This window comes from bacterium (genome assembly GCA_009926305.1).
Lineage (GTDB): Bacteria > Bdellovibrionota_C > UBA2361 > UBA2361 > RFPC01 > RFPC01.
In genome coordinates this window covers 21515-33631 of sequence record RFPC01000022.1, presented here as the reverse complement: position 1 = coordinate 33631, position 12117 = coordinate 21515, and the positions used below count along the sequence as shown (strand labels likewise).

Sequence of the window (12117 nt, the reverse complement as noted above, 5' to 3'; positions counted from 1 at the left end):
ATCAATATCTGAGTATCGTTCCCATCGCTTCGACTCCTCCCAAAGCTCCTTCGGTTGTAGTGCTGTCATGAGAAGTTCTTGTGCACCAGCCGCATCCATCTCCTCTCGAACTATATTCGAGATTTTCATAAGGGTTCGATGAAGTAACGGAAGGTAACAGTAGACACCTGCTGAAATCTGTTTCATGTAGCCAGCACGCAACATGAGTTGGTGTGAGGCTGTGCGAGCGTCTCGGGGGACATCCCTCGAAGTCCTCCCAATGTGTCTCGATTGGCGCATATCAGTCTAGCCTCCTCGGCAAGTGAAACTTGAGATACTGACAGTAAAAAATTAGGACTGCAATTATAAAATGATTGCTTGCTTCTGATGAGGGTGATTTCATGCTATTTTGTACTTCGCTTGAATGCGAACTACTCACCACTTAGAGACTTTCGTGCCAGTAATACGATGTATCCAACACGACTCACAACAGAACGGCTAATTCTTCGAAAGATTGTATTGAGTGAGACAGACTTTGTGTTTGACTATGCCTCAGATCCAGACGTTACCACCTATGTCGCATGGCCATCTCCGACTACTAGAGAAGATACGAGGGAATATTTGGCAGAGATGCTCAACCAATGGGACAGGAACGAGTGCTTCGAATATTTCATAGTAAGGAGCTCTGACTCTATGCTCCTAGGAGCGATTTCACTCGTTCCAGAGGACCATTCCGTAACAATTGGCTACGTGATCGCCAAACGTTTCTGGGGAAATGGTTATGCCACCGAAGCAGCGCGTCATCTCGTCAGACTCGCCCTAGCACAAAAAGAGATCTTTCGTGTCCCCCAGTAATCAAGTACCACCATCTTTTTTTCTCATACTCACGAACTATCAGAGGACCCCCTCCGATTAACACTCTGTCATGGGAAATCCACTACGAACCAAAGACCCGTCTCTTTACCGCCTCATTACCACCCGCACGGTACGAGCTGTATGCCTACTGCTAAGAATACAAAGCTCATAGGAGGCATCATGGCTCGCTACCAAGAGCTCCTCGGGATAGAGATATACGCCTACACTATCCTTTCAAACCACATGCACCTCCTTATTACTTATTAAAGCCCCTCGGGGTAATAGTGATGAGTTCATTGAGAATATCCCCAGTAATCAGGTAGCAGCTTCTTTTTTTGTAGGGGATTCACCCTACGTCCCTGAGGCGATAGTGAGGATGCCGTGGGAGGAGCCGCTACTCAGCCAGTATGCTGAATAGTTCAGTTTTCTCGTACTTAAAAGAAAGATGCTTCCGGAGTTTCTTAAAGGCTCTTTGCTTTATCTTTGTTCTACTTGACGGCGAGATCTCTCTCACCCGGTATTTTTCTTTACCGGTTAGAAAGTTCTGAAGAATCAAGCGCTCTTCATAGGTGAGATTTTGAAATCCAGCTTCTAATTTCGAACGAATGTCAGAAAGGATATGACGATATTCTGGACCGGTTCTCCTTGAAGCAGACTCTTTGGACTCTGTACTAATAAAGCGTTCTCGCTGTCTTTTTGATTTAGCGAGATAATCAATCATCTCTCCTCTTATTCTCAGTGATAAAGCTCTGATTCGATGAATTTCTGTGAAAGATTTGTACCGCTCAAAGGCTTCTAAAAAGGCAAGGGTCCCTATCGAGAAAAGCTCTTCTCTGAGCTCTTCTGGGTGCGAGGAGCGGGAAGAGAACTTCTGTGCGTACCGCTTTACGATTAAAAGGTATTGCTCATATTCATTACTATACTCGTCATCCATTTCAGGTACTGTATTCATGAAACATCCCCCCAAGTACGCACGTGACCACGTACAGGAGTTAATCACCACTTAGCGAAAAGAGTTTCCTGATATGAATTCAGATGAGTATCTCGCTAATAATATTGGTATTTTTCGATATTTTCTGACTTCTCTGTAGGAACTAAGGTGGGCGACTCGAGGATTCAGAAAGGAATTCGGAGATATGGCTGCACTATCGCGAGTTAAGAACCGAGAGGCTACTGCTTTCAGGTGCTTTTCCCTGAACTGAAGGGGGAGCGTCAACTTTGTGCTGCCGCTTTTCCCTACGGCTTTTCGTCACGAGCTGCCCACATGCCGCATCAATGTCGCGTCCTTTCGACCAACGAATCGTCACAACGAAGTTGTGCCTCATCAGTGCTTTCTGCCAGCGGTGTAAAGTCGTTTCAGTTGGAGCATCAAATCCAAGGCCCGTGTTAAAGTTGTAGGGAATGAGGTTTATCTTGCACGGAATGCCTTTTAGCAAGGACGGGAGTCTATTCAGGTCTTCTTCGGTATCGTTTATTCCACGCAGCATTACATACTCCATCGTAATACGCTTTCTCGGTGGAACATCAATGCTACGGAGGGTGCCTAAGAGCTCTTCCAGTGGATAGCGTTGATTGATGGGCATAATCTCATCACGAACTTTGTTAGTAGTGGCATTGAGCGATATCGCGAGATTGGCCCCAACTCCCTCCTCGAAGAACCGCTTTATGGCTGGAACAAGTCCAGCAGTAGACACCGTAATTTTACGACTTGGCAGAGCGAGCCCGTGAACATCATTTAAAATACTAATAGCTCTTGTAACACCGTCATAGTTGTGGAACGGCTCTCCCATTCCCATGAAAACCATATTCGAAAACATATCCTGAAAGTTTTGAGTCGAATCTACCACAACCCCCATAACCTGAGAGAGAATCTCACTCTGTGATAAGTGGCGCTTGAGCCCCATGGTTCCGGTCTGACAAAATTTACATCCCAGGGCACAGCCGACCTGCGAGGATACGCAGAGAGTCATCCGTGCAGGTTGTTTTATCATCACTGATTCAACCTCATCCTCACTTCCAACCGAGAACAGGTATTTCCGTGTTCCATCAGATGACAGCGCACGATATTTCGGCTCTAATCGAGGAAAGGTGAAGGCATCTGCTAGCCGAGCCCGATCATGCTTACCGATATTCGTCCACTGCTCAGGATTAAATACTCGTTTTTGATAAATCCATTGAAATAGCTGATCTGCTCGATAACGTGGGAGTGATAGTGTGGAGGTGAGAAAGTCCTCTAACTCAGCTCTTGTGTAAGAAAAGAAGTCACTCATGGTATGTCTCTGGGGGTGTCATCAAGCATCTAAGTGTATAATAATCCTATGAGTTAAGATAGCTACAGAGAGGCAATGAGGTTGATGTGGTCGAGAGTTCGGGGGTCAATCGGCTGAAAATGTAAGATTTTTACGTCACTTAGCACTACTGAGGTGTGGAGAGTTGGACGGGAACGGGAGCGGTAAGAACGTGACGAAACGAGGAAGTCGAGACGCAGTAGCAGCGGAGCAAGAACCAGCTACGGATCCGTCAACCTGGTCTCAGGGCTCTGGGTCTCAGGGCTCAGGTGCCAACGATGAAGCTGGCCAAGGAGATTCCGTTCACGATCTCGGTTCTCCAGAACTCTGGCTTGAGGAGTATGGAGATTATCTGTACCGGTATGCGTTTATGCGAATCAACTCTCGTGAAGTTGCCGAGGATCTTGTTCAAGAAACATTGCTCGCTGCTTACAGAGGCCGCTCAAATTTTGAGGGACGTTCTACTCTCAAGACGTGGTTAGTTGGAATAATGAAAAATAAAATCATCGACTATTTGCGACGGGCTTCTCGCAAGGAGCGAAAAGAGGTTCTTGAAGATGATTCGGAGGTTCTAGACCGGCACTTTAATCGGTTCGGGATTTGGAATCGAATTCTCCCGAATTGGGCGAGTGATCCGAATCAAATTCTGGAACGTCGGGAGTTTATGCAGACCTTTGAAGGATGTCTTCGGAAAGTCCCTCGGAAGGCCCGTAGAGCATTCATGTTAAAGACCTTTGAAAATACGTCATCAGAGGAAGTTTGTAAGATTCTCGATATTACGCCGTCTAACCTGTGGGTACTCCTTCATCGTTGTAGGATGAATTTGAGAGAGTGTCTTGAAAAGAACTGGGCAACTCCAGCCCTTGGAGTACCCAGTGAAGAAGGAGAAGATTCGTGAGTTCGTCTGAAGAACCAAAGCCAGAAGAGAGAGCCGAAATTGACGGTGGACATGGCAGCACATGCAACAATGCTTCGTGCGTGCCCTTCTGTGCTACGACTCTTATCTCATGTCGTGAATACTCGCGGTTGTCATCCAAGCGGTTAGATGAGCCGTTGTCTTTTTTTGAAGCCTTCTGTTACTGGTTCCATCATGTCATCTGCATGGTGTGTCGGCGGTTTGATCGCCAACTGCGTACTATCCACAGAGCTGGGCAGGCGCTAGCAGAGGAGTCGTTGCAAAGTGGCAATAATCCTGCGCACCAACTCACCCCTGAGGCTCAGGAAAGGATTCGTAAGCACCTCCATGAGAATCAGTAGAGGGGTTCAGTTCGCCAGGTTTCTTCCGTGACGACTATCTAGAGCAGCTCCCCTTCTATGCTACGATTCCTCTCGGAAGCGTCTCCTACCGGTTACGAGTCAGCCCGGCTCACATACGTTCCTTCAGAGGTATTGATCACTATTCTCTCTCCCTCTGTTACGAACGGAGGTACGCTCACCGTCAGTCCCGTATCGGTTTTTGCTGGCTTCGGAGAGTTAGTGGCAGTGGCGCCCTTGATTGCAGGTTCTGTTTCTACCACTGTAAGAATTACCGTTGTTGGCAATTGAATTCCAATGGGTTGCTCCTCATAGAGCGTTATTTGAACAGCCATTCCATCCTGGAGGTAATAGCGGGCATCTCCAAGGGTCTCTTCATCAAAAGTAACCTGTTCATAGGTATCGCCATTCATAAAGTGAAATCCACTGGTATCAGAGTAGAGATACGTAGCGCCAACAGTGAATACATCCGCCTCTGTTACATCTTCCGTTGAGCTGAATCGCACTTCAGTTTGTGTCCCGGTCAGAAGGTTTCGAAGCTTTGTCTGTACCATCGCCTTCGTTTTCGGGGGCGTGTGGTGATGAAATTCCATAACTTTGTGAGGTGCTCCATTATGAAGAATCACCACCCCTTTTCGTATTTCAATGCCTTTCATTCTTTCCTCATCAACTCTAAAAATAATTTATTGTCTGTTCTCGCCAGTATACGAGTTGGCAATGCAAGTATCCCACGAAACAGGGAATTACCAAATAGCTAGAACCTCAGAAAAACTCATTTCTCAAGAACTATTTGATAGGTATTGAGTTCTCCAGTAGCAAAACCAGCTTCGCAGTATCCAAAGTAGTAGAGCCATTTGCGGATGAACTGCTGGGTAAATCCCAGCGTTTCAATGGCAGAGCGACTCCCATTGAAACGCTCTGCCCATATAGCCAGCGTCTTCGCATAATGAGGGCCAATTGCTCTTTCAGAAATCCATTGCAGTTTCGTATTTTCGCGAACATTTTTCATGAGTAATTCGCGCGAAGGCACGAAGCATCCAGGAAAGATGTGCTTTTGAATCCAGTCACACCCTTTCCGGTAAAGACTCATACGCTCATCACGAAGCGTGATTGCCTGAATGACAGCTTTTCCTCCTGGTTTTAATAGGCGCTCACAGGCACGAAAGTATTCTGAGAGATATTCTTCTCCGACAGCCTCAATCATCTCGATAGAGATAATTCGGTCATACTCACCTTGCACATCACGGTAATCTTCCAGACGAATGGAGACTAAATGGTCCACTCCCGCTTCTCGTACCCTTTGCTCTGCCCACTCCTTTTGCTGAGCTGAGAGCGTAAGACAGGTAACTTTGCATCCGTATTCAAGCGCTGCTTTGATTGCGAGGCCACCCCAGCCACACCCTATCTCTAAGATATGATCCCCTTGAGTTGCTTCACTGAGTCGAAGAATTTCGGAGAGTTTTTTTTGTTGTGCATCATCGAGGGAGCTATTCTCGGGCTCAAAAATACCGCATGAGTACGTCATGGACTCATCGAGGAATACGGAGAACATTTCATTGCTGAGGTCATAATGAGCTGAAATGTTTTTTCTGCTGCCGCTCTTTGAGTTCCCTCTCATCAGGTGAGCGAAGCGATCGAAGTAACGATAAAGGGCGCTGAGCCACTTACGACGAAAAGTGAATTGCTCCTTATTGATGGCAAAAAGAGATAATAACGAAACGAGATCAGGTGTGTCCCATTCTCCCTCTACATATGACTCACCAGCGGCCACCTCGCTTCCCAGCACAATGCGTGAGAAGAATGCATAGTGCCTTACGTATATCTCTGGAATGAGAGTCTCCCCCTCCCCGAGAGAGCCAAATACCTTTTTTGAGCCATCTGGGAGGTGAAAAGAGATACGGCCGCCTTGAAGCTTACTGAGCGCTTGAAAGACGATGTGCATACAGATTCGCTCAAGCCAAGTGGGACCCCTTACCGTGTGCGTATCTCTTACATCAGGAATAGGTCTTGCGTACACTTGTAATCTCCGTTGATAGCGTAATCTTGCTGCCTGCCATAAAATGCGGGGCATCGTTAAAACCCCAAGCCCTATCTGTTTTACAAAAGAAACTCCCAATCCGAAAGAGAGAAGAGGTCTTGATACTCCGATTGTCTCTCCTACAAAATCGCGGTGATCCCCCCGCATAATCGAAATACGAACAGCAAACGCTTGAATGATGTCTTCAAAATGGAACTCATAATCACCACTTCTGTCAAAGAATGGCGATACATGAAAAGTCTTTTTTTGGCGGTCAGTGAACTCAAACCCCCGCTTGTCTGAGACTTTCGGGGAGCAAACATAGGAGTGCCCATCACCATAGGTATTATTCACATCAGCAACAAACGCCACAAACCGTCCCGTACTATCATAGCACCAGAAGAAACTGACGGGATTGAATACATATCCAAGATATCGCGGTGCTGTTACGAGAATGGCCTTGCTGACAGCTACATCTGGAAATTTCTCTTTCACCTTTTTCTGGAGCTTCTCCATGATTGAGCCCGATTCGTTCCCGAGATAATCCTTATCCCAAACTGAGACAAGTGAGAATCGATTGTAGCCAAATCCCGATAAAGTCTTATTGAGTTCTGGGAGTTCTTCTAATGCAAGCTGCAAATAGCGAGCTGAATATCGAAAGCCATGTTTTAGGGGAGAAAATCGCTCATGGAATACCTCCCCGAGGATTTCTTTAGAAAGCATTCGGAGACTCCTGAAAAACAGATACAGCCTCTGCTTGGGCTCGGCGAAAGTAATCTTGTCCAGATGTTCCCAGAAGACGCGTTACGGTTTGATATGAAGAGCGGATTGCATCTTCATGAAACCCCCACCCCAGATAACTTCCAACATAAAAGGTGCGGTTCGAGCCACTGTGCTGATAGATCTCTTGCTGAGTAGCAACACTATCGAGCGTATACATCGGATGCATGTAATGCAGTTCTTTGATTATCTCTTGAGTCGAGATTTCTTTACGCGGATTGAGTGTTACACAGTACTCCTTGGCAGAATCAAGCCCTTGAAGCCGATTCATATGATAGGTCACAGAGAGAGGCTCGGAGCCGCGTTCTCCGCACTCCCGTCTATAGTTCCAAGATGCCCAGGTTCTTTTATTTGGAGGAAGATAACTCACATCAGTGTGCAGAATCGTTGCGTTAGAGTGATACCTCCAAGGCGAAAAGAGCGCGTTCTCTTGTGCGCTCGCATCCAAGAGCATGGGGAGTATCTGGTCTGCATGGCACGCAAAAACTACTGCATCAAATCGCTCCTGTTGCTCACCTTGTTCACTAGCAATGAGCACACCATCGGCAGTCCTTCTGACTGAGCGAACGCCCGTGGAAAGCCTGATGTCACCATGAAACTGACTTGTAAACGCTTTAAGATATGAATGACTTCCACCAACAACGGTCTGCCACTGGGGGCGGTCAAGTATTGTGAGTAGTCCGTGGTTTTTAAAGAATGCGAGAAAAGTTTCTGCGGGAGTATCCAGTAAGACATCATCTCCACTAGACCAGATTGCAGCTCCCATCGGCACAAGAAATAACTCGATAAAGCTTTTTGGTACTTTCCGTTCTTTTAAATACTCTCGAAGAGTGAGTCCTTTCAGATGCCCCTCTTCTAAATCTCTCAATGCGTTTCTGTTGAATTTAGGGAGTGCTCGCCACATTCCCATATATTGCCGATTGAAGAGGTGTCTGAGAGACGGGACTAGGCCTTGTAGGCTAGTGGCACCATAGCTAAATCCGGTGCTCTCATCATAGTAGCCAAAGGACATATCTGCGCCTCTGACTGGAACGGAGAGCTCTTCGAGGAAACGATGAAAATACGGATAGGTTCTGTCGTTGCACACGATGAACCCCGTATCAACTGGAGTTGCTCCAGAGCGTGAATCTTGCACTACTATTGTATGGGTATGTCCTCCAAGACGACTTCGTTTCTCAAAGAGAGTGACATGGTATTCTTGCCGGAGGTACCAAGCAGCTGAAATCCCAGCGATTCCAGAGCCAATGACGGCGATACGCTTCTGTGTCAATTCATTGCTCCTTCTGATTAGCATTTCCATGAGACCCATACACGAGACGCGAAATGAGAAACTCAAAGAGAGGCTGAGGTAAAATACGAAAGATTTTGAATAGGAGTGAAAGTTTACGTGGGAAATGAGTCTCAAACCTTGAGTTCATGAGACTCTCTTCGATACGTATTGCTGCCTCTTCCGCAGAAACGAGAAATGGCATTGGAAAATCGTTTTTATCAGTAAGAGGAGTTTTTACAAATCCTGGATTAATGACCTTCACCTGAACCCCTGTCCCTCTTAGCTCAAAGCGAAGGCTTTGCAGTGCGTTGATGATAGCCGCCTTTGATGCTGAGTATCCAAGGGCTCTGGGAAGACCAAAATATCCAACAAGACTCGCCACTCCAATAATTTGCCCACGTTGTGTTCGTAGCATGTCGGGAAGCACTGCTTGAATTCCATCGAGTAAAGAAAAATAGTTCAGCTCCATTATCTCCCGGTGTTCGCGAGCACTGAACGACTGATGACTGTCAGATGTCCTATACGTACCAGCACAAGGAATGAAAATTGTTATTGGATTTCCGAACTCTTCCTTAATTTGCTTTGCAATTCTTTCATTTGCCAGGGGTTCGGTAACATCGCACGGAAAGATACGGATGTCAGCGCGAGCTTCTTGATCCTGATTCTCGTTTTGACACCAAAGTGCCAGTGCTCGAAGTTTCTCTTCGTTACGCGCCGTGATTGCCACTGAAATATTGCGTCGAGCAAACCGTTTCACCAGGGCCTCTCCGATGCCACTGCTGGCTCCAGTTATCCAAATGACTTCGGTCGAATGATTATTCACAGAGCGTATTCCTTCCGTTCAAACCACGATTTTGTCACAAAAAACATGCGGGTGAAAAGAGCGTTGATGCGCCTCTTCGAGGCCTGTGTGTCATGCGGTACAATCCTATTGATTCGGTATTTGAGAGATTGATCGACCTGTAGGAGGCAGCACCTGTAGGGGGGGCATAGTCATTGATTCGTCGGGGGTCCTTAGCCTTCAAATTTGCCAGCGAGTATCTGATCCCTATTGCTTTCCTTGACCGCATATTCTCCAAGCCACATGCCGATATACGCCTGTGCAAAGCTCTTATCTATCACTTTCCCACGAGAGGTTCCGTTGAACAAGAGTTCAAGGGTTCCATCCGGTGAATAGAGAAGGGTGTAGCGGTCTCCTTCGCTGACGGATGCTATATAGGAAGCAAATTCCTGAAAGACATCGCTCGACACCTGTTCACCATAGGCAGGATTCTCTGCCATAAGCTTTCTCGCCGTCTTGGTGAAATCAGAGGCTTTTAGTGAGCGGTGATAGTAAAGCTCAAAGGCGAGAGCCTCATTCCACCATTCTTTTGGCTTCCCTTCCTTTTTAAGATACAGAGCAACCGTATAAACAGAAAACCCCCAAAATCGATATCTGCTTCCACCCACGATGGAGAGCTCCTCGCCCTGGGAAGATCGTTTGCTCAGCGAGAAGCATGCTTGTGAGAGACATTTCACGTGCGTCTCTTCTTCTGCGCTTACTGAGGTATGGATGAAGCACACTATCAAGAATAGAGATACGAGATAATGAATTCGTTTCAGTATGAAACCTTTATTTGGTTCTGAGTTGATCATAAAAATTACGTTTAAGCGGAAAGATGAATGGTAGGGCCGCAACATTCAGTATACACGGAAGAATGCAGTAGAGGTAGCGCATGAGAACCGTGAGATCGCTCGAAAGCAGATCTCTTTCACCTCCATTCGCTGGTACATATCCTTGAGTGCTAAGAATCCAAAGGACCCCCGCGACACCGAGTGCGGCTGCCATTTTTCGAACGATTGCCCAAACTCCAACGAAACTCCCCTCTCTCCGTTGTCCTGTCGTCTCGGTATCTTCATGAATTAAATCTGCCTGAATTGCAGCAGGTACAGCCAGCACGCCACCGAGTCCTATGCCAGACCCAATAACACTAAGAGAGAAGCTCACCACATCACCTGCATCAATGAAAAACACAAACAAGAAGCAGCCTGTGTTGATGAATATGCCGAAAGCCCACAGGAGCGGTTTGTTCACTCTCCGAATAGCCGAGAGCCATAGTGGAAACCCCAGAGCAGCACCCACAAAGTAATAGAGGACATAGGTGGAGGGGTTGCTCAAGAGGAGCACATCTTCGACGAAAAACAGTATCAGGGCGGCTGGAATTTGCGCTGCAATAGTGGTTAAGCAGAAGGCAGCCAAGAGTAAACGGAAGTTTTTGTTTTCAAGAGTAGCCCGTAGTGCACCGCCTAATCCCTTTGGGAGCGAGGGTGAGTTAATCGTTTGGGGTGCAGGAACAAAATAAAATGCGGCTGCCGAAAATAATACAAGCAAAGAGACTGTTATCACACCGCTAAGATGAAAAACGTCGCTCTGTGTCCTTCCCTCTATTGCGAGAAAAACTGGCACTGCCCCCGCAACAATAGTACCGATAAGAGCTGCACCTTCTCGTAACATGACGAGCCGAGTCCGATCCTTTTCGTGAGGAAATATCTCAAGCGCCCATGATTCATAGGGGATCATGGCACTGGTGTAACAGGAAAAGAAAATAAGGAGCAGGAGCAAATACTGATAAAAACCAGTTCCAAAAAGAAGCATCGAGGTTTCAGAGCACAGCCAGAGGAAAGCGCCTCCTCCTAAGAGAGACCCAAGGAAGAGCCAGACAGGTCTTCTCATGACCGGGGCCTGGATTCGATCACTGAGGTATCCAATCAGCGGATCTGTCAGCGCGTCCCAGAATCGACTCATCAAGAGGGTGAGAGATATCACTGGTAGTCCTATCGCCAGACTTTCGGAATGAAACTTTGGCAAGTGCACAAAGAAAATGATTCCCATCGCTGAAAGCGGAATTGCGGGAAGGCAGTACAAAAAGGTAACCCAGAGCGTGTTCGCCCTCGAAAGTTCCATGGGCTGCTCATGGTCCTGATTGAAACGGGTCAACATAAGATAAAACTTTTAGAGACGAAGGCTCTTGATGCGGACAACGAGCTCTCGAGCATTACGCATCTCCTGCTCCAGGCGAAGTAATTCGGCTGCCTCTGTATGCCAGCGGTGTCGAGAGATGAGACCAAGGGTTGCGACTGAAAAGGTGTATTCTTCAGCACCTGTCTCTTGTAAGAGGGCTGCAAATGACTCAAAGAAGTCTTCACGTCCAAGATTACTCAAGTCGGCATCTAGTAAATATCGCGACAGATCTGTTCGAGCGAACTGTTGAGAACCACTTCCCATCGGCAAAAACTGGACCTTCGTATCATGTATCATCTGTGTGATGTATTCTCTCGAAGAGCCCCTAATCTCTTTCCATTGTGCCTTATCGAAATCTTCATTGAAGAGTCTCGCACTATGTTCTTCATGCTCAATCGCGGAGATACTGAAGCCGACATCGTGCCAAGCTGCGGCAATAGAAAGAATGAGAATATCCTCTTTTTCAACTTCCTCGGTAAGAGCAAAGAGAACAGCCTCTCGAACAACATCGAGCGTATGGTTTTCGTTGTGATAGGGAAGTTCGGAAATCGGACTGCGACAGAGATATTCTTTCGCTCTTACAACCGAAGGTAGCGAGTATACTTCACTCAGAAGAGCTTCTACTTGCTCATTGCTCTCTTTCACGTAAACTTCCTCTTAACCCTGAGTACTT

At 46.9% G+C, this 12117-nt stretch carries 13 protein-coding genes; 3 read left to right on the top strand and 10 right to left on the bottom strand.

Annotation, left to right across the window (positions count from 1 at the left end):
* Positions 1-279 (bottom strand): proline--tRNA ligase (locus tag EBR25_05540; protein ID NBW40457.1); only part of this gene is annotated, 279 nt, incomplete at its 3' end.
* An 87-nt stretch (positions 280-366) separates the two neighbouring features.
* On the opposite strand from EBR25_05540, the gene EBR25_05535 reads away from it, so the two are divergent.
* Positions 367-834: an N-acetyltransferase gene (locus EBR25_05535; GenBank protein NBW40456.1), complete on the top strand. Its 468-nt coding sequence runs from the start codon at positions 367-369 to the stop codon at positions 832-834.
* A 394-nt stretch (positions 835-1228) separates the two neighbouring features.
* Here EBR25_05535 and EBR25_05530 read toward each other — a convergent pair whose 3' ends face one another.
* Together EBR25_05530 and rlmN are read right to left on the bottom strand one after the other, a co-directional pair.
* Positions 1229-1786, bottom strand: a complete 558-nt coding sequence (locus EBR25_05530) for a sigma-70 family RNA polymerase sigma factor (GenBank protein ID NBW40455.1) — start codon at positions 1784-1786, stop codon at positions 1229-1231.
* Between the two features lie 193 nt (positions 1787-1979).
* Positions 1980-3104, bottom strand: coding sequence for a 23S rRNA (adenine(2503)-C(2))-methyltransferase RlmN (rlmN, locus tag EBR25_05525; GenBank protein ID NBW40454.1), 1125 nt, complete (start codon positions 3102-3104; stop codon positions 1980-1982).
* A 190-nt stretch (positions 3105-3294) separates the two neighbouring features.
* Here rlmN and EBR25_05520 point away from each other — a divergent pair, with 190 nt between their 5' ends.
* Both EBR25_05520 and EBR25_05515 read left to right on the top strand, forming a co-directional pair.
* Positions 3295-4020: a sigma-70 family RNA polymerase sigma factor gene (locus tag EBR25_05520; protein NBW40453.1), complete on the top strand. Its 726-nt coding sequence runs from the start codon at positions 3295-3297 to the stop codon at positions 4018-4020.
* Positions 4017-4379 (top strand): hypothetical protein, encoded by a 363-nt coding sequence (locus EBR25_05515; protein ID NBW40452.1) that lies wholly within the window; start codon positions 4017-4019, stop codon positions 4377-4379. The genes EBR25_05520 and EBR25_05515 overlap by 4 nt, the downstream gene beginning before the upstream one ends.
* Before the next feature lie 92 nt (positions 4380-4471).
* Here the strand turns inward: EBR25_05515 and efp are convergent, their stop codons facing one another.
* The 7 genes from efp to EBR25_05480 all read right to left on the bottom strand — a co-directional run bounded on the left by efp (position 4472) and on the right by EBR25_05480 (position 12089).
* Complete coding sequence (gene efp / locus EBR25_05510; GenBank protein ID NBW40451.1) at positions 4472-5032, bottom strand: elongation factor P; 561 nt, start codon at positions 5030-5032, stop codon at positions 4472-4474.
* A gap of 116 nt (positions 5033-5148) precedes the next feature.
* The gene (locus EBR25_05505) at positions 5149-7116 is read right to left on the bottom strand and encodes a DUF1365 family protein (protein NBW40450.1); all 1968 of its coding nucleotides are present in this window, start codon (positions 7114-7116) and stop codon (positions 5149-5151) included.
* Positions 7106-8482: an FAD-dependent oxidoreductase gene (locus EBR25_05500; protein ID NBW40449.1), complete on the bottom strand. Its 1377-nt coding sequence runs from the start codon at positions 8480-8482 to the stop codon at positions 7106-7108. The genes EBR25_05505 and EBR25_05500 overlap by 11 nt, the downstream gene beginning before the upstream one ends.
* Entirely contained in the window at positions 8445-9275 is an 831-nt protein-coding gene (locus EBR25_05495; GenBank protein NBW40448.1) for an SDR family NAD(P)-dependent oxidoreductase, read from the bottom strand. The genes EBR25_05500 and EBR25_05495 overlap by 38 nt, the downstream gene beginning before the upstream one ends.
* A 182-nt stretch (positions 9276-9457) precedes the next feature.
* Positions 9458-10123, bottom strand: a complete 666-nt coding sequence (locus EBR25_05490) for a hypothetical protein (GenBank protein ID NBW40447.1) — start codon at positions 10121-10123, stop codon at positions 9458-9460.
* On the bottom strand, positions 10056-11423 hold the full coding sequence (locus EBR25_05485) for a hypothetical protein (protein ID NBW40446.1): 1368 nt from the start codon (positions 11421-11423) through the stop codon (positions 10056-10058). The genes EBR25_05490 and EBR25_05485 overlap by 68 nt, the downstream gene beginning before the upstream one ends.
* A 12-nt stretch (positions 11424-11435) precedes the next feature.
* The gene (locus EBR25_05480; GenBank protein ID NBW40445.1) at positions 11436-12089 is read right to left on the bottom strand and encodes a hypothetical protein; all 654 of its coding nucleotides are present in this window, start codon (positions 12087-12089) and stop codon (positions 11436-11438) included.
* Between the last annotated feature and the right edge of the window lie 28 nt (positions 12090-12117).